At 52.6% G+C, this 17,070-nt stretch carries 16 protein-coding genes; 6 read left to right on the forward strand and 10 right to left on the reverse strand.

The features are described 5' to 3' along the window. The first annotated feature begins 233 nt into the window (after window positions 1–233). The gene (locus MW898_RS07630; RefSeq protein ID WP_248905942.1) at window positions 234–992 is read left to right on the forward strand and encodes an IclR family transcriptional regulator; all 759 of its coding nucleotides are present in this window, start codon (window positions 234–236) and stop codon (window positions 990–992) included. A gap of 1,213 nt (window positions 993–2,205) precedes the next feature. Here MW898_RS07630 and MW898_RS07635 read toward each other — a convergent pair. Next, a complete protein-coding gene (locus MW898_RS07635; RefSeq protein WP_248905944.1) occupies window positions 2,206–2,802 on the reverse strand; it encodes a GNAT family N-acetyltransferase in 597 nt (198 codons plus the stop codon). Between the two features lie 932 nt (window positions 2,803–3,734). On the opposite strand from MW898_RS07635, the gene MW898_RS07640 reads away from it, so the two are divergent. Continuing rightward, complete coding sequence (locus MW898_RS07640) at window positions 3,735–5,144, forward strand: S8 family serine peptidase (RefSeq protein WP_248905946.1); 1,410 nt, start codon at window positions 3,735–3,737, stop codon at window positions 5,142–5,144. A gap of 273 nt (window positions 5,145–5,417) precedes the next feature. Here MW898_RS07640 and MW898_RS07645 read toward each other — a convergent pair whose 3' ends face one another. Continuing rightward, on the reverse strand, window positions 5,418–5,693 hold the full coding sequence (locus MW898_RS07645; protein WP_248905949.1) for a hypothetical protein: 276 nt from the start codon (window positions 5,691–5,693) through the stop codon (window positions 5,418–5,420). Between the two features lie 541 nt (window positions 5,694–6,234). Here MW898_RS07645 and MW898_RS07650 point away from each other — a divergent pair. Continuing rightward, complete coding sequence (locus MW898_RS07650) at window positions 6,235–6,609, forward strand: hypothetical protein (RefSeq protein WP_248905951.1); 375 nt, start codon at window positions 6,235–6,237, stop codon at window positions 6,607–6,609. A gap of 160 nt (window positions 6,610–6,769) precedes the next feature. On the opposite strand, the gene MW898_RS07655 is transcribed toward MW898_RS07650, so the two are convergent. Both MW898_RS07655 and MW898_RS07660 read right to left on the reverse strand, forming a co-directional pair. Further along, entirely contained in the window at window positions 6,770–8,263 is a 1,494-nt protein-coding gene (locus tag MW898_RS07655) for an aldehyde dehydrogenase family protein (protein WP_248905954.1), read from the reverse strand. Window positions 8,264–8,475: 212 nt separating this feature from the next. Further along, complete coding sequence (locus MW898_RS07660; RefSeq protein WP_248905956.1) at window positions 8,476–8,751, reverse strand: hypothetical protein; 276 nt, start codon at window positions 8,749–8,751, stop codon at window positions 8,476–8,478. Window positions 8,752–8,861: 110 nt separating this feature from the next. Here MW898_RS07660 and MW898_RS07665 point away from each other — a divergent pair, with 110 nt between their 5' ends. Next, complete coding sequence (locus MW898_RS07665; protein ID WP_248905958.1) at window positions 8,862–9,029, forward strand: hypothetical protein; 168 nt, start codon at window positions 8,862–8,864, stop codon at window positions 9,027–9,029. Between the two features lie 52 nt (window positions 9,030–9,081). Here MW898_RS07665 and MW898_RS07670 read toward each other — a convergent pair whose 3' ends face one another. Then, complete coding sequence (locus MW898_RS07670; protein WP_248905960.1) at window positions 9,082–9,990, reverse strand: MIP/aquaporin family protein; 909 nt, start codon at window positions 9,988–9,990, stop codon at window positions 9,082–9,084. A gap of 411 nt (window positions 9,991–10,401) precedes the next feature. On the opposite strand from MW898_RS07670, the gene ptsH1 reads away from it, so the two are divergent. Then, window positions 10,402–10,674, forward strand: a complete 273-nt coding sequence (gene ptsH1 / locus MW898_RS07675; protein WP_248909726.1) for a phosphocarrier protein HPr — start codon at window positions 10,402–10,404, stop codon at window positions 10,672–10,674. Next, the gene (ptsP, locus tag MW898_RS07680) at window positions 10,671–12,341 is read left to right on the forward strand and encodes a phosphoenolpyruvate--protein phosphotransferase (protein ID WP_248905961.1); all 1,671 of its coding nucleotides are present in this window, start codon (window positions 10,671–10,673) and stop codon (window positions 12,339–12,341) included. Before ptsH1 ends, ptsP begins: the two co-directional genes overlap by 4 nt. Here the strand turns inward: ptsP and dhaM are convergent. From dhaM to MW898_RS07705, 5 genes are all read right to left on the reverse strand, one after another. Then, a complete protein-coding gene (gene dhaM / locus MW898_RS07685; RefSeq protein ID WP_248905962.1) occupies window positions 12,327–12,710 on the reverse strand; it encodes a dihydroxyacetone kinase phosphoryl donor subunit DhaM in 384 nt (127 codons plus the stop codon). The genes ptsP and dhaM overlap by 15 nt on opposite strands. Window positions 12,711–12,713: 3 nt before the next feature. Next, window positions 12,714–13,421, reverse strand: a complete 708-nt coding sequence (dhaL, locus tag MW898_RS07690; RefSeq protein WP_248905964.1) for a dihydroxyacetone kinase subunit DhaL — start codon at window positions 13,419–13,421, stop codon at window positions 12,714–12,716. A 60-nt stretch (window positions 13,422–13,481) separates the two neighbouring features. Beyond that, window positions 13,482–14,477, reverse strand: a complete 996-nt coding sequence (gene dhaK / locus MW898_RS07695) for a dihydroxyacetone kinase subunit DhaK (protein WP_248905965.1) — start codon at window positions 14,475–14,477, stop codon at window positions 13,482–13,484. 130 nt (window positions 14,478–14,607) lie between these two features. Further along, entirely contained in the window at window positions 14,608–15,774 is a 1,167-nt protein-coding gene (locus MW898_RS07700) for a Cdc6/Cdc18 family protein (RefSeq protein ID WP_248905967.1), read from the reverse strand. Window positions 15,775–16,272: 498 nt separating this feature from the next. Continuing rightward, the gene (locus MW898_RS07705) at window positions 16,273–17,064 is read right to left on the reverse strand and encodes a M14 family metallopeptidase (RefSeq protein WP_248905969.1); all 792 of its coding nucleotides are present in this window, start codon (window positions 17,062–17,064) and stop codon (window positions 16,273–16,275) included. Window positions 17,065–17,070 lie beyond the last annotated feature (6 nt).

Genomic DNA, 17,070 nt, shown 5'->3' on the forward strand with positions numbered 1-17,070 from the left:
TCTCACGCCCGATACGTTTATCAGACGTTGATTGATGCGTTCCTCGACGTACCAGATCCGCACGCATGGTGTTCGATTGCATGATGGCACTGACCGCAGGATCATTTTCCGATTTCGGACGACGACTCGTGGATTTTCATCATGGTCGAAAGTATAACACAGCACATCTCGAGTACTCGATTTGCTTTTACCATGATCGGAAGCTTTTACATTTCATTAGAGAATGAATGGGTATGCCCACAGGTGATGGAATCAAGGCGGTTCGGACGACGTTCCGGGTGCTTCACGCACTCCGCGATGCAGAGGGGTATGCAGGCGTGTCCGAGCTTGCATCGACGTTGGATATCCCAGTCAGTACTGTCCATAGCCACCTAAGCACGCTCTACGACTGTGAGTACGTTGTAAAGCGAGGAGATAAGTACAATGTTGGCTATCGGTTTTTAGAGAACGGTGGCTGGCTTCGTGGTGGCACTCGACTCTACACATTTGCGAAACCGAAGATCGATCAGCTAGCAGATGAGTTTGGCGATGAGGTGAGCCTCGTCGTCGCTGATCACGGACTTGCTGCCCACGTCTACATAGCGAAGGGAGAGGAGGCAATCGATATCGACACGCACACCGGTATTCGACTTCACATTCACTCTTCGGCTGCAGGGAAGGCGCTTCTTGCCCACATGTCGGAAGAACGCGTACACGAGATCATCGACCGTCGTGGCCTCCCTAAACACGGCCCGAACTGTATTACATCTCGTGAGGAACTTCTGGACGAACTCACACACATCCGGGATGAAGGCATCGCCTTTGACCGACAGGATCGTATTGAAGGCATTCACAGCGTCGCAGCGCCGATCCTCCGTGATGATAGACCCAACGCAGCGATTACTGTTTCCGGTCCCATCAGCCGATTGAATGGAGAGCGATTCGAGGAAACGATGCCCGAACGAATCCGGAACATCGCCGAAACCGTTCGAATCAAACTCCGCTACGCTTGATAGCAAGGGAATGATGATCCGGTTACAGCGCTGTGTGCCGGCATGCACATTGGGTCACCTGACTCGAAGCGTGTGGCATTTTTCTGTGCTTCTTTACTACCCACAGTTACCTCAATAATCCGAACGATGGGAAAGACCGCAGCCACCACGCATCTGACGTAGACAATTACAGCATCAGAGATGGGCGTTACACTTGTACACCTGTAATCTATTTTTGGTCACGAACTAGCCAATATGATAATTAGAATTTAGAAGTGACTACTCAAAATGAGTGAGTGTGAAGCGGACGGAAGATCGTGCGTGAGTGAGTCTTTCGGCTGTAGAATCCACTCTTGGAATACTTTGGCATACAATTACAACAGATTTTGTCCAGATGTTTTTAGTTTGGCAAAATAACGTATGAAACAGAACATTGAGCGTATTAAGATTCTGCATCACACCTCATACGATGATTAATTGCTCTATTGTCAATCAAAGTCAGCCGTCTATTACGAGATCACGACGCTTGAGATGTGACCAACCTAAAGACGTATTCATCGTATATATGGCCCATACAGGACCTACAACGACGTTTAAGTCTGGTTTTGGTCGTCAATTGAGAGCTATATTAAGCGCGCTGATTTCACTCGATTATCGAGCAGGGGACGCTGGCACTGCAACTTATGTCCATCACCTTTATGATGTTTGATTCCAACCAATCTTTGAAAAGGAGTAAACAGTTCTATTGGGACAAACCAAAACCAACTATATCACGATGGAAAATACATGCTTGAACTATCGTCTGCAATCGAAATTATCACTACTGCTCCGTTGTTTCATACATATCCATTCAAATGCGAACGTGAGCTTGGCAATAGATTCAGCGCAGTACCGTCTGCTCTCTGCTGTAAATAGCATTCTTCGTATATGAATCAGTCAACCGTATCAGAGACGATCCTCGTCATTCCTGCTGCTCTCAATTTGGTTGTAATCACACGACCACAGCGATCAGTTGCGATCCGACCTAATCACTGATCAGGGAGCTTCGAACTACTCACACGTCGAAATACCGTTCCATCAGCTGGGACCCCCACGCCGATCGTTCTGTGACACCGCTGGGTACGAACTTACGAGCGTATGGCTTAACTCCCAAGACAGGGGTCCATAGCGTCTAATCTTCGAACATTGACGATCAGGTGATTCACTCAATGAATTTCACAACGCGATAATTGGATCACTTCTGGTTGTACCACTCTCGTCGGAGAAGCCCGTACTGAATCATATCCCGGTACTCACCTTCGATGAACATAAACATACGGCGGCATCCCTCCTTGGTGAAACCGAGCGACTTCAATAAGCCACGAGAAGCATCATTGTAATCGTAAGCTTCCGCACCGACAGCGGGGGTATCGTACGTCCGGAAGACGTACTCGATGACCGATGAGACTGCCTCTTTGCCGTAGCCGTGACCGTGTACCTCTGGGATGAGCCAGTAGGCGAGTTCGGGCCGTTTCCAATCAGCGTCACTTACAGAAATGAGACCGATTCGCGTCACGCTGTCGACAGCATTATCGTCTTCTCGACACGCGATTGACGTCATACTGTCTGCATCGGGTTGGCTAGGCCCGGCGTCATTTTCGAGACAGACGAGAAATCGATCGGAGTCGTTGTCTTCGTGGTGATCCGCAACCTGCGCTTGATTCATGACCGGGTTGCCCATCGGATAGCGAATTTCGGGATTCGCCAGTGAACGTTGGATGAATTGGATATCCTCCTGTTCGACTGTTCGGAGCGTGATTCGCTCACTATCGGTAACGCGGGCACCTGGCATGAACCGAGTGTCGTGGTTACTGGCAATATAGCTTTAGATGTCAAATTGATCGACGCGAGAGTGAATAATATCGAACTGTCTGACGCATATAGAAATGCCAATGTACACTGATTCCCATTCTTCTACCCCAAGAATAATGATGTAAGATACAACTTGAAATATTCTATGTCAGTAATTACATTATTACCGCTGTAAAGTTACAATCTCTTAGAGATATTAAATATAGAACAAATATATCTCCGAGAATGAGTACGCATAGTGCTGCTGGGTTGTATTCTACGTTGGTACACGTGCCACCCGATATCAATGATATTGCCAATTAGAAACACCTGAAGAGAATTAAAATCAGTCTCGTGAATTATGAGAGCTGTATAGTCCGATTGTTAAATCCATCTCAAAGAGCTGGACGTGTGGCTGACACGCTACAACTATTCAATTAGATCTATTCCTTAATCAATAACTGTATATCGTAATTAAAGTTTGTATGCTCAAGAATCACGCTTACGTATAGCCACTTACCATATGGCTGAAATAATATAATAATGATTATCAAACCGGCCACTGGATAGCTATCAGAGATAATTATCTCAGAGAGTCATAGTTGAAGACAAATGTTCGATTCCAACAATAGAGAAGACAGTGTCCGAATATGTAGACTTTGATATAATACCACATTTTCCAAATTCCCATCGACGAGAATTCCCGACTCTATTTGCTTTCTTAACCGTTCTTTCTGTCCTATTGTCACGAATTCTCACCATGACTGTTCTCCGATATCGATATTGTCAGTATCTATTTATTTTAATGTGGATTCATGTCAACCACACATTTCAGATGTTAATGTATATAAACCTTCATATATCGAGATTAGTAAATGACCTTGTATAACCGGGAGAGAGTACATATATTCACTACGATATTTCCAATTCGGTATGCAAAAGAACGATACATATGTGAGTCGTCGGGCCTTGCTCCAGACTGTCAGTCTCATTGGAGCAAGTGTTGCGACTAGTAGTGTTGTGACCGCCTCGGAAACAGATCGTCCCAACCGAAAGGAGATCGTCGTCGGGGTAACCGACGACAAATCTCCCGATGATATAGCTGTCGATCTTTTGGGAGTCGAGTTGACGGCGGATACACGCGTACTTCAGACGAATGAGTCACTCGGATTTATGACACTCACAGTGCCGACAAGTACTGAAAGTGACGCCTCTACGATGGCGGCTACCATTCGTGAGAACGAGGGGGTACGGTACGTTGAGGACGTCACTTATTACCAGCCACAGGGAATCATTTCGAGCACGTCTGTCCCCTCAGACCCAGGCTTCTCTGATCAGTACGCCCCTCAGTTAGTGAACGCGCCAGCTGCGTGGGACCACGTCGGATTCAATACCCAATCCGACGTAACCATCGCCGTCATCGATCAGGGGATCGATTACAATCATTTGGATCTTGTTTCTCAATTTGGCGGTGATAAGGGCCACGACTTCATGACATTTAAACTATCTTCTGCTGGTGGTGGTCTCTTATCCGGAATAAATCTACTGTCGAGTCTTAATCTATCATCCGGCTGTTCTCAGACCCAGCAAACCGGGAGAGATGACGATCCATTCCCCGAATGGACCACAGAGGGTGCTAAAGTCGAAGTCGCGACGAGTTCCGGTACCCAGTGTGTGACCACGTATGAGAGCCACGGGACTCACGTCGCTGGGATCGCTGCTGGGACAACTAATAATAACAGTGGTATCGCTGGCGTCAGCAACGCGTCGTTACTGTCGTATAGAGCACTCAATCCAGCGGGTGGACGATCGGATGATATCGCTGCTGCCGTGCAGAACGCAGTCGACAACGGGGCACGCCTGATCAATATGAGTCTCGGTGGCTCTCAACCGACACAAGTGATGAAAGACGCCGTGTCATACGCCCGCGAGAACGGTGTGCTCCCGATCTGTGCAGCTGGAAACAGCGGTGGTTCAGTTAGTTATCCCGCAGCGTACGACGAGTGCATTGCGGTCGCTGCCGTCGACGAGAATAAAGCCCCGGCCTCCTTCACCAGCCACGGTCCAGAAATCGATGTTGCTGGTCCCGGTGTCGACGTTCTCTCGTCGATACCCGATGGAATTCCAGACGAGAATGGTTACCTGAGATACCACGGGACCTCAATGGCATCCCCTGCCGTCTGCGGCGTCGCCGCACTCGGACTCGCTGCAAATCCCGAATGGGACGCCGATACGCTTGCAACGCTGCTCCGTGAAACTGCCACCCCTATCGACGGTGTCGATACGGACTATCAGGGCCACGGGATCCCAGACGCGGAGGCACTCGTCGATGCGAGTGAGTAATACGAAGACTGCAGAGAGATAGGCAAGGAGCACTGCGAAAGCAATCGAATAAGCTATTCATCAACTTATTAAAAGCTAATTGCTAACTGGTTCGGAGCTATCAGACACTAAGTGAGTGGATTGGTTATTCGCTTTTGAATGTGCTTGTTCTGTCGATCAGTTTCCTTCGATAGGACATGACACAGAGTGCTCCTATGAGAAAACTATGACAGAGACGTAATTCGATAACAAGATATCAAGTGCTCGCTTCGATTCGAAATGACTTCCCGTGTATTAGCTCTCTAATCTCTCTTTTTCATCACCCCACACCCAATCTGACTCGTCGACAACTGTGTCCAAGCGGTGAATCTCTTTCACGAGATCCATATACTGATAGCATCTCGGACAGGTATACGGTTCATCAAGGCTCTCTGACGTTCGATAGGACTTGAGTACGCTCTCACAGTCTCGACAGTAAAGAAGGGCCGAGTCCGCACGTCGAATAATTGCCCATCGAACATCTGTGAGAGTGCACGTGCTTGGCTCACCGGATTCCGGAGTAACGCGCACACGTACCTCTCGTGTGCCTCTATCTGACATTCTCACCGGCTCGTATATCCGCAACTATCCGCTTCACGAAACGACTCTATTAGGAAGCTGTATAAAAACATTATCCATAAATACATCAGACGTCATCTATGCCTTAGTTAATTGTGTGAACGAGTTAGAATATTCATGGATGAAATTCGGAGATGATACATCAGATCTGACTTGGCACACAAGAGTACATTGTCAATTACCGCAACACTATTTCGACAATCGTGGATCACACATCTATGCACCGAGATGACATAGTAAATTCTGTATAGAATAGTTGTAATAGAAGTATCGATTTCTGTTGACAATCACTTACATCACTGCAATTATATATGTTCAACATTTACACTGTCTTGTTTACAACACATCGAACATCTCCTGAGTTAACGTCTCCTTGCAGTCTTCGTATCCTCACTTCACCGTAACCGACACACTTGGAAAGCGTTGTAATCCATCATATGAATACTCATATGATAGTATTTATATCCATCCGACAGATAGTGGAAGGATATACGTGAAGACTATTCATCTCATGCTCAATGTTACTACTTCAATTCCGTTTTCACTCCTTATTGTGTTTGCATTTGCGAGATTCGTCTATTGGGACACGACCCGTCGTGGACTCTCACAGCAGACGTGTCGACGATGGACGAAATATGTTGGACTCGTTAGCTTTTGTGGGTTCTTCCTGAGCATGTTCGTGATCGACAACGTCATCATTCAGATGAACTTCCATCTGCGTGGATACGATCCTGCTCTGAATGCAGTAACTAACAGAGACCTCTTCTACTGGCAATTCGAAACCGGCGCAGTGATTAGCGCATTCGCCGTCCTCGTGTATAGTGTTGGGAGTCGACTGAGGCCACTCACATCAGAGCGAGAATCGTAGCTGCGAGTATCACTTTCAGTGAGATCCCCCGAAACAATCGTTAGTCCGTAACCGCCACCCAAAGCCCAGGACGTCTCTGGGGGTCGGTTCGCCAGTTCAAATTAGATCTTGGTTGCTCTCAGATCGAACAGAACAAGTGGCGTAACAGAGCCAGAGCAGGCTAGAGAACGACGCTCTTTGTCGTGGTAAATGCCTCGATGGAGTAACCAATTCCTTCTCGACCGATGCCCGAATCTTTTGTCCCACCGAACGGAATGTCGCCGATGCCGTGGGAGGGAGGTCGATTGATGGAAACTGCTCCCGCCTCGATACGATCAGCTAAAGACAGCGCTCGGTCGTAGTCGTCTGTGAACACGCAGGCGTCAAGACCGAGATCACTTCCATTAATCATATCCAGTGCATGCGCTTCCTCGGCGAACGGTGTCACGCTGATAACGGGACCGAACTGCTCTTCGTTGACGATGCGTGCCTCCGCAGGCACGTCGGCAAGCAGTGTCGGTTCGAACCAGCGTCCTTCATTGTCACTAATCGACTCCGCCGGAGCGTCGCTCATTTCTTGCAGTTCGTCTGCACTCGTGAACCGATGACCACCCCGAACGAGGGTTGCCCCGCTGTCGATGGCGTCAACAACGAGTTCTGTGACCCACTCTGCCTGTTGTTCACTGATGAGCGGCCCGAGATCGGTATCGCCATCGAACAAATCGCCCTGAACCCAGTTGTCCATTCGCTCGTCGATCGCCTCAACTAGCTCGTCGTGCACTGAGTCGTGTGCGAGAACACGGCTAATAGCTGAACAGCGCTGGCCAGCGTACTTGAGGGCCCCCCGAGCACAGGCAGCCGCGGCAACCGCGAGATCGGCGTCGGGGAAAACGACTGCTGGAGCGTTGCCACCGAGCTCTAAATGGAGACGGACCATCCCGCTCTGTTGGGCGACACGTTTCCCTGCGGCCGAGGAGCCAGTCATTGCGATGGCATCAACCCGATCGTCGCTGGCGAGGACATCACCGATATCCCTGCTCCGACCCGTGACCAAATTGAAAGCACCGTCTGGCAGATCGATGTTCGCAATGACATCAGTCAGAATGACAGCACTCACCGGTGTCTCACTGGCCGGTTTCACGACGACGCTATTGCCTGCTGCCAGCGCCGGTGCCACGTGCAGTGCAGTGGTCGACAGCGGGTAGTTGTACGGTGTTATACAGAGAACCGTCCCGACGGGCTGAGGTTTCACGATTGCCTGCCAGCCCTCGTGGCCCCGCGTACTCCCTTCGAGAAACTCACCCCGAAGCGATCTGGCCTCTTCTGCGCCCCGACGGAATCGCTCTGCAGCTGCCCTCACCTCACCGCGGGCACTCGTGACAGGCTTTCCCGCTTCGTGGACGATGGTTTCGGCGAGTTCGTCTTCGCGCTCAAGCAGTCCATCAGCAATCGCTTCGAGCCATCGGGCGCGCTGGACGATGGTTGTCTCACGCATCCGACGTGTGGCAGCGTGGGCGGCCGCGAGTGCTGCCTCTGCGTGGTCGGGTGCACCTGCGGCGACGCGCCCGGCAATGGTGCCGGTAGCGGGGTTCATCACCTCAAGAAACGCTTCGGTGGCCACCCACTCGCCGCCGATAAACAGCTGACGGGTAGCACGTTTTGTTTCTGCACCCATATCGAAGACTAGACTCTGCATTAACATAAAATTTGATTCAGATATTGGTACTATCTCGGTCCATCTTGTGGAGGACTCTCCGCGATCGTCGTAAAATGAGCCGTATACACCGGTTGTAGAACTGCACGTGTGTTCCGGCGTGAATCGTATGTTGGTGTTGCAGGACCCTCAGAGCTATCTCTCGTGCTACAATCTACGGCCGTGGAACGAGGCTACCATCCGCGATCTCTGATTCGGTGTTGAGCACTGGTGTATCCAAGCGCGAACAGGAGCATCCCGCCAAGCAGTAGAAGGCCTCCAATCGTCGGGAGAGAGCTCAATCCGACGCTGCTTCCGTTTGGACCAATGAGAACAACCAGTACGATACCGGTGATGGTGACACCAAGACCGACGAGGCTGAGCGGATTCAGGAAGGCGAATCGGAGATACTCCCTGGTCGTGATGGGATTACTCGTCTCGTTGTTCTCTACGATCTCATCATCACTCATACCATACCTCCACGCAGTCGATGAATGCTCGTAGCTGGACGCGGTTCGTCAAGATCGTCTGATGGGTCGTGACCTGTCCTTTCATAATCGGTGGCTCGTAGGTGTGACGTATGGACGATGCGGTGATCAACGCGTTGGGTGTGTTCGTCGTGGTCGGAGCTGGTATCATCGTTGCGGGCCTCGTCATGGGACAGCTCCGCGCTGCGCTACTCCTCTCTGTCTCCGTGGGAGCGACGTTCGGTGTTATGACCTACTTCCTCTTTCGACAGGGCAGATGAGCATCGCTGACGGTAGGAGAGACCAGCAGATCGAATCGAAGCCGGTCTCACGTTACTCAGTAGCCTCCTCAACCGCTTCTCGTGGTCCTTCGCCCGGCTCTCTGGGTTCTTCGTCGGACGTTTCATCGATGTACCGGTGCGTTAAGTACTCGTAGATTCCGCCACCGATGATACCACCAACGATGGTCGAAACTGTCGGCAGCCACCACCCACCACGCGGGCCAGGAAAAGCGATGTTTCCGTAGCCGACGAGATATCCGAAGATACGCGGACCGAGGTCACGCGCCGGATTTAATGCGGCCATACTGATCGGTGCCTCGTACTGAACGAGGGCGGCAACCAGCAGCCCGACGAGGAATGCGAACAGCCCTGGAGTCGCGCTGGGTGCCATCTCGTTTTCGGCGTCGGCGAGTGCAAAGATGACTCCGACGAGAATCGCCGTGATGACGACCTCACTGAAGAACGCTTGCTCGAACGAGACGAGGTTTGCGACCTCCGTGAGGCTGCTTGCGTCGCCAACGACCACGCCGGCGAACGCCGGGTTTGGGAAGAACGTCCAGAGAGTCATTCCCGTAATCGAACTCCCGGGATCCCCTGGTGAAATTCCGTTAGCCTGATGGAATGCTTGATACCACCCTTGCCACGTGAACCAGAGCGTTGCTGCCGCGAGAAATGCTCCGAGCAGTTGGCTCGCAATATAACCGGGGACGCGGCGCCACGGAAAGTCACCCCAGACAGCAAATCCCAACGTGACCGCGGGATTGATGTGTGCCTGCGAGACACCACCTGCCCAGTACACCCCGAACATCACGGCGAACCCCCACAGGATAGCGACACCGAACAGGCCGTACGCCTCCGTGAGAATGGACACGACAACTGATCCGTCGCCGAAAAAGATGAGGATGAACGTCCCCACGATTTCGTTTATATACTGTGGAGTCCAGTTTTCCTCATCGGCCATGACACGCTCCCTCCATGCTGATGCCTTGGCTGGCAGTTTGTGTCCAGTTGTGTGTTCGTTCGTACATGGTCTTGTGTTTCGTATGTGTTTGTTCGCGTTGATCTAGCTGCCACGTCACCGTTTGTACTCCTGTATTCTATGTGTTGTGTCACCAGTACATACACAGACAATCATTATAAAGTTTTTTGTCGTTTTAGATGCCGTCCATTTTTTGTCTCGTCTGTATTACAGCAGTCCTCGGGCTACTCTCGGAGTTCACGTCAGCGGCCGAACAGCAGAACCACGAACGTCGGCAATACTGACCGTCTGATGGCCAGTGTTGTTCATGAAACTTCATTCCAATTGGATGTAGAGGCAAGGCGAGGAACAAAGAGTTTAGTTCTCCTGTCGAAAAAGAACCGATGAATGCCGATGGAGCGAGTCGTCACGATCGTTCCGGAGGCGGGGCTCCACGCACGCCCTGCATCCCGGTTCGTTCAGACAGCGAATGAATTCGAATGTGAGCTTCGCATCGGACCAGCCGACGGAAGCGACGATCCCGTGAACGCCCGCAGTATGCTTGCGGTTACTGGACTCGGCGTAGAGCACGGTGAGAGGGTTAGCGTTATCGCCGACGGTAACGACGCAACTGCTGCGCTCGATGCCCTTGAAGACGTACTATCGACCGAAGAGGCAGTGGGATGACAACGCTTTCCGGTACCGGTGTAACGCCGCTGGCTGGGGTTGGTACCGTCCAGTGGTATGACCCGCAGGTTGAGCTCTCCGGTGTTGATGCGTCAGAATCGATCGACCCTGAAACAGAGCTAGCGACGTTTGAGCAAGCCCGGGACACTGCCCGCGATGAACTCGAAACCGAGCGCGAGCGAACAGCCGATCGAATCGGGGACGCCGAGGCAGAGGTGTTCGAAGCACACCTCGGATTCCTTGATGATCCACAGATCACTGAGGGTGTCGAGGAAACCGTCGAAGCAGGATCGACAGCTCAGGAAGCGGTTGCTGAGACGTTCGGATCTCACATTGAACAGTTCGAGAGCATGGAAGGCCGATTCGCCGAACGCGCCGCTGACCTCCGGGATCTGCGTGACCGCCTACTCCGAATACTAACAGACAGCGACCGAGTCGACCTATCGGAGTTGCCCGACGGAACAGTCCTGCTGGCCAAGGATCTCGCGCCCAGCGATACCGCTCGTCTCGATCCTGATGCTGTTGCTGGCATCGCCACGGTCGGGGGAGGCCGCACCTCACACTCTGCTATCTTTGCCCGTTCGCTTGCAATTCCTGCCGTCGTCGATGTCGGTGAAGAACTATCTGACATCGAGGACGGCACAGAGGTTCTTGTAGACGGCGACGCTGGTACGGTCGTCGTCGATCCAGAATCGACGCCCGCTACCGAAGCAGCTACTGTCGAGATCAGGACAGAGCAGGTGACGACTGCCGACGGTCGTGCTATTGAAGTTGCTGCGAACGTCGGTACAACTGATGAGTTGGCTCCGGCCGTCGAGCGCGGCGCAGACGGTGTCGGACTGTTTCGGACCGAATTTCTCTTTCTCGATCGTGAGACGCCACCGACCGAGACGGAACAGTACGAAACCTACCGTGCAGCGCTTGATGCGTTTCCCACTGGCCGCGTTGTTGTTCGGACGCTCGATGCTGGCGGTGATAAGCCAATCCCGTATCTTGACCTCCCTGACGAGGAAAATCCCTTTTTGGGCGCTCGCGGGATTCGGCTGTCACTTGATGAGAACGCCGATCTCTTCGAGACGCAACTGCGAGCACTGTTGCGAGCAGGTGCCGACGGTGCCGGCGATCTCGCGGTCATGTTCCCGATGGTAGCGACAGTGGCTGAGCTCGATCAGGTGCTCACCCGAGTCGAATCGGTCAGCGATGATCTCACGAGTGAGAACATTGCCCATACTGTTCCCGAGCTCGGAGTGATGATCGAAACACCGTCTGCGGTGTTCTGCGCGCGCGAATTCGCCGAACGTGTGCAGTTCTTGAGTATCGGCACAAACGACCTCACGCAGTACGTGATGGCGGCCAGCCGCGGATCCGAAGCCGTCACTGATCTCCACGATCCACTCCATCCAGCGGTGCTGCGGGCCATCGATCGGACAGTCCGTGAGGGTCATCAGGGTGGCGCGTGGGTTGGTGTCTGCGGTGAAATGGCTGGGGAGCCAGAACTGACGCCGCTCCTCGTGGGACTCGGAGTCGACGAACTCAGCATGAGTGCTGTAACAATTCCCGCGGTGAAAGCAGCAGTAACAGCGGCGGACTCGGACGCGACGCTTATCGAAAGCGTGCTTGCTAGCGAAACGCGTGAGGCAGTCCGCGACCGGCTACACCTTGGATAGCTCGCTGGCCTCTTCTGCGGAGCTGACGACCGATTCGAGAGTCGCTTTGGAACTCGTTGCTTCAATCGTGGCGTTGAGTGCACCCTCTAAAATTGGTGCATCCGCGATGGCCGCCTCGCCCTCGAACTGATCGAGAGCAGTCTCCGCGTTGAGAACCGCACTTCCGAGATCGACGAGGATAACGACGGTATCCGCGTCGCCGAGTTCATCAAGTGCAGCAGAGATGTCGTTGACCGACGTTCCGATACTGCCGTCGGGACCGCCTCCAACAGGAACGATAGGGACATCCGCGTTCCCCATCTGGGCTGCGATTTCGCAGATACCTTCTGCCGCCTTCAGGCTGTGTGAGACGACGAGAATACCAACCATCGATTACTCCTCCTTCCCCTCATCGGGGATTGTCGGTGACGTCGCGTCCTGTTCAAGATCACTCTCGTCGAGAGAGTCCTCAGCCGACTCTAAGATCGCTTCGAGTATCAACAGGGTGCTCGCCGCACCCGGATCTTTGTGACCGACTGATCGCCAGCCGAGGTAGGATGCACGTCCCTTGTTCGCTCGTAGAGGCACCGTGAACTCAACACCACGTCGAGCAGCGTCGACTGCCTTGGCTAGTGCTTCCTGAGCCGGAAGGTCGTCATTCTCGATGGATTTCTTGTACGTGTGAACAGCAGGCGTTACAGCGTCGACCATTGTTTTATCACCAACGCTTGCTCCACCACGGTCTGTGAGCTTTTCGAGATACGCTTCCCCGAACGCAACCGTCGACTCCGGAGTCAAGCCCTCAGACAGTTGATCGCTCGCGTGCATTATCGACCCACCGTACAGCGGGCCAGCAGCACCACCGACTTCCGAGATGAGCGCCACACCGACGGCTTTGATGATGTCGTCGATATCGCTGTCTCGTTCTTCCTCAATTTTCTCAACAACTGTCTCGAACCCACGGTCCATATTCGAACCGTGGTCTGCATCGCCAATCGCAGAGTCAAGTTCAGTCAGATACGGCTTCGCCTCGGCCAGCCGGGCCGCGACATTCTCTATCGCTGCAAATACTGCCTCACGTTGTCGGTCAGTTTTTTCCATAGTGTTCTCCAGCCTGGGGGTTCCACCCGATATAATTCGTTGTGGTTGCCACGGATTAGATTATTTCGTCTTGAACCCGGGCGCGTCAGTCGGTGCGCTGAGCAGATCCTTCAGTTCGTCGTCGAGATCAAGCACGGTGACCGAACAGCCTTCCATGTCGAGTGAGGTCATGTAGTCACCGACCCACGTGTTCCACATCTCAAGCCCCTCGTCTTCGAGGAGTTCTTGAACGCGGCGGTTGACAACGAACAACTCAGAGAGAGGCGTGCCACCCATGCCGTTGACCATAACGGCAACCTCACCAGACGGTTGAACATCGTCGAGCACCTCGGTGGTGAGACGTTCGGCGATGGTGTCGGCCTCCATGATCTCAGTACGTTCAACACCAGGTTCTCCGTGGATTCCGATACCGATTTCGATTTCGTCGTCGTCGATATCGAACGTTGGTTCGCCCTTATCGGGCGTCACACACGAAGTGAGCGCCATTCCCATCGAACCAACGTTGTCAACGACTTTCTCCGCTACGCGGGTCACTTCCTCGATAGCTGCGCCGCGCTCTGCTAACGCGCCAGCACACTTGTGGACGAAGATCGTCCCCTGCACACCCCGCCGCCCGGAGGTGTACGTCGAGTCCTCAACTGCAACATCGTCGTTGACGACGACTTGCTCAACCATATCGACACCCTCTATTTCGGCCATTTCGGCGGCGGTATCGAAGTTCATCACGTCGCCTTCGTAGTTTTTGACGACGCACAGCACTCCTGCACCACCGTCGCAGGCCTGAATCATCTCACTCAGTTCGTCACCGGTCGGTGAGGTGAATACCTCACCCGCAGCCGCACCGTCGAGCATTCCTTCGCCAACGAAGCCCGCGTGTGTTGGCTCGTGACCGCTTCCACCACCGCTCACGACGCCGACCTTTCCGTCGACCGGTGCATCGTCTCGTACGACTACCTTCGTGTCGTCCAATCTGCGTGTGCGATTCGGATACGCGGCGACAATTCCATCGACCATCTCGTCGACTACATCTGACGGATCGTTGAGTAATTTCTTCATGGAGCTTTTACCCCCAGTTAATGGGTAACTCACGTTGGCATATAATTTTCCCCTATACGGGCCGTCGATACTGTGTCTGTCTGTAATATGATACCGGTAGTTCAGTATTAATCCGCAAGCGGTAGGGATGCTATTGAGAGTCGACTGCCCGCTCGACGGCGTCAGGCTCGACGAGAAGCTGATGGCTCGTATAGTTCCCTTCCGCGCGCCCACCCCAGTTGTCGTCTCGCTTTGTGATGCCAAGCGTCGCGACGTGCGCCAAAAGGTCTCTGATTCGTCGTGCAGTCAGTGGTTCATCACCCTGTTCTCGGCACAGGGTAGTGTATGCCTCGTAGACGCGAGCGGTTCGAAACCAATCGGTGTCGGGTTCTTCACGTGTAAGTGTCGACAGCGCGTACAGGAGTCGATCGGTGTCTCCAGATATTTGATCGAATTTCTCACGGAGACGGTTGCTTTTCACCTGTTTGTGGGCTCGCGGAACGAACGCGGTCCGAACAGCGTCGGCATCCTCAGCACGTGCAATATCACCGGCGACGAGGAGCGTTTCAATCGCCGTCCGCGCATCTGGAATTCCTTCCGATGCTAGTTCGACGACATGCTGGATCACTCCGTCTTCGAGGCTGTCTGATCGAAACGCGTCTTGCCGCCTCTCGAGAATGGTTCGAAGCTCTGTGTCGTCGTAGGGTGGGAAAACGAACGTGCGCTCTGCAAGCGCGGTTTCGACCGCATTCGACATCCGATCGGTGATTGTTGGGTCCCCACTAATGCTGATCGACCCTACCTCACACGTATCAGTCTCCAGTTCCGCGATGCGAGCCACTACGTCAAATGATTCTGCGTAGTCAATGCGATCAAAGAGGAACAGTACCACATCATAACACTCTTCCAGCACTGTTCGCAGTCGATCGTCATACGCCGAAAGTGAGAGTCCTCGTGAGGGAATCGACAGCCCGGTAGTGTCGGGATCGTTCAGATCAGCAGCAACAGTGCGGACCACGCCTGTCTTTGTGGAAACTGAAAGACAATCGACGTGGGCGACGGCTGCGCTGACTCCTTGCTCTGCAGCGTACCGCGCGACCCGATTGGCGACGTAACGAGTGCACAGCGTCTTGCCAGTTCCTGTGTGTCCCGAGACAAGCACTCGTTCCGGTCGTCGGCCGAAGATGATTGGATTGACCGCGTCGTCGAGACGAGCGATCAGCTCGACCCGATCGACGATCCGATCTCGTCCCGGCAGATAATCGATCTCTAGTAACCGTCTGTCAGCGAATACGTCCGGGGGCGAGTGTCCTGTCATGTTTTGTTACGATGTTTTTGTCGTGCGTTGATGGCAGCTGAAGGAGGCAGCGTACTTAAATCATTCTTCCACATGATTAGAGAGGAAGCCCGGAATGTCCAGTGGTTTGCATCGGAAATGAAGTTCCAGTATTGATCTCCCAACGAACGTCGTCTCTTACTCGTGGATATCGACTGTATAAGCCACTAGTAATATCCGGTTACTGGTTACAATCGGATAGTAAATCAGCTAGTCAACGATTTATAGGTGTAGAAAATATAAAAAATAAGATAGTATGGGAGACTTAGTGAGTGACAAACAATGGACTGATACAGCTTAGAGCTCCGATTTGATCGATGATAGAAATCACTGAGTAATCAACCATTACCTACCCGACACTATGTGTGCAGGTTGATAAACAAGAAATGGTTTTAATCTATTGTATAGTTTTAAATACCAATGGTCTTTCTACCAATTGCAATATATAAATTTATTATTCTAACACTGTATCTTGTGCAATCATCCAAGTGAACCAGTCAATTCAGCAGCGTAACCAGACTGCTTCGTGTATTCACTACCTGACATGAGAACAGGGTAGAACAGTTTATCAGCGGTCAGAACTCTTCCGTCGATGGTTGCGTATGGTTTTCCATCGAGAACCGGCTCGAAATTCTCGACGTGGAACGCACACGACGTTGACTCCGACTCGCGTTTGAGTAGCTGTTCACGCAAGCGATACACAGGAACTGAACATCGATCGAGTACGTCGTTATCGAGGAGAACACCGGTTGCGGCGAGAAATTCCCGAATGATTCGTTTGGCGTTAATAGTGGCTTGCTCGGTGCCTTGTATCCCACACTCGACCTCGACGACAGGGGTGTAATCGACGAGTGAAGGCCCGAGGAGCCCGGCCGTCTCGACGACAGCCTCGACCGATAGATAGGGACAGATTGCTGTGGCGATCGGTCCAACGGTGTTGACAATGGCAAACGGGCGCTCTTCTGATCTCATAGAGTGCAGCGAGAGCGTCGTACAGCCAGCCAGTTCCATGAGCAATTCATACGCTAAACGGCGCTCATCCACCTCTGCATCACGATTGCCCGGAAATTCACGGTTCATGTCGGTCTCTGTGTAGCGTACGCCCCGTTCAAGCGCCCGTTCGTTCGCAATGATGAACTTCACGGGTCGCTTGACGTTTGGTTCCTCTTCGAGCAACGCTTCGATCGCATGCGCTCCACACGGTTCGTCCCCATGAATTGCCGCGACGACCGCGAGTTCCGGATCACCCATTCCCAACTTTTCTATACGCATTCTATT

The sequence above is a fragment of the Halocatena marina genome (assembly GCF_023276375.1).
Taxonomy (GTDB): Archaea; Halobacteriota; Halobacteria; order Halobacteriales; family Haloarculaceae; genus Halocatena; species Halocatena marina.

What these genes read in the sequence shown, in the direction of transcription:
- MW898_RS07630 (WP_248905942.1), top strand. Translation starts at nt 234, where the DNA reads ATGCCCACAGGTGATGGAATCAAGGCGGTTCGGACGACGTTCCGGGTG.
- MW898_RS07635 (WP_248905944.1), bottom strand. Translation starts at nt 2,802, where the DNA reads ATGCCAGGTGCCCGCGTTACCGATAGTGAGCGAATCACGCTCCGAACA.
- MW898_RS07640 (WP_248905946.1), top strand. Translation starts at nt 3,735, where the DNA reads ATGCAAAAGAACGATACATATGTGAGTCGTCGGGCCTTGCTCCAGACT.
- MW898_RS07655 (WP_248905954.1), bottom strand. Translation starts at nt 8,263, where the DNA reads ATGGGTGCAGAAACAAAACGTGCTACCCGTCAGCTGTTTATCGGCGGC.
- MW898_RS07660 (WP_248905956.1), bottom strand. Translation starts at nt 8,751, where the DNA reads ATGAGTGATGATGAGATCGTAGAGAACAACGAGACGAGTAATCCCATC.
- MW898_RS07665 (WP_248905958.1), top strand. Translation starts at nt 8,862, where the DNA reads ATGGACGATGCGGTGATCAACGCGTTGGGTGTGTTCGTCGTGGTCGGA.
- MW898_RS07670 (WP_248905960.1), bottom strand. Translation starts at nt 9,990, where the DNA reads ATGGCCGATGAGGAAAACTGGACTCCACAGTATATAAACGAAATCGTG.
- ptsH1 (WP_248909726.1), top strand. Translation starts at nt 10,402, where the DNA reads ATGGAGCGAGTCGTCACGATCGTTCCGGAGGCGGGGCTCCACGCACGC.
- ptsP (WP_248905961.1), top strand. Translation starts at nt 10,671, where the DNA reads ATGACAACGCTTTCCGGTACCGGTGTAACGCCGCTGGCTGGGGTTGGT.
- dhaM (WP_248905962.1), bottom strand. Translation starts at nt 12,710, where the DNA reads ATGGTTGGTATTCTCGTCGTCTCACACAGCCTGAAGGCGGCAGAAGGT.
- dhaL (WP_248905964.1), bottom strand. Translation starts at nt 13,421, where the DNA reads ATGGAAAAAACTGACCGACAACGTGAGGCAGTATTTGCAGCGATAGAG.
- dhaK (WP_248905965.1), bottom strand. Translation starts at nt 14,477, where the DNA reads ATGAAGAAATTACTCAACGATCCGTCAGATGTAGTCGACGAGATGGTC.
- MW898_RS07700 (WP_248905967.1), bottom strand. Translation starts at nt 15,774, where the DNA reads ATGACAGGACACTCGCCCCCGGACGTATTCGCTGACAGACGGTTACTA.
- MW898_RS07705 (WP_248905969.1), bottom strand. Translation starts at nt 17,064, where the DNA reads ATGCGTATAGAAAAGTTGGGAATGGGTGATCCGGAACTCGCGGTCGTC.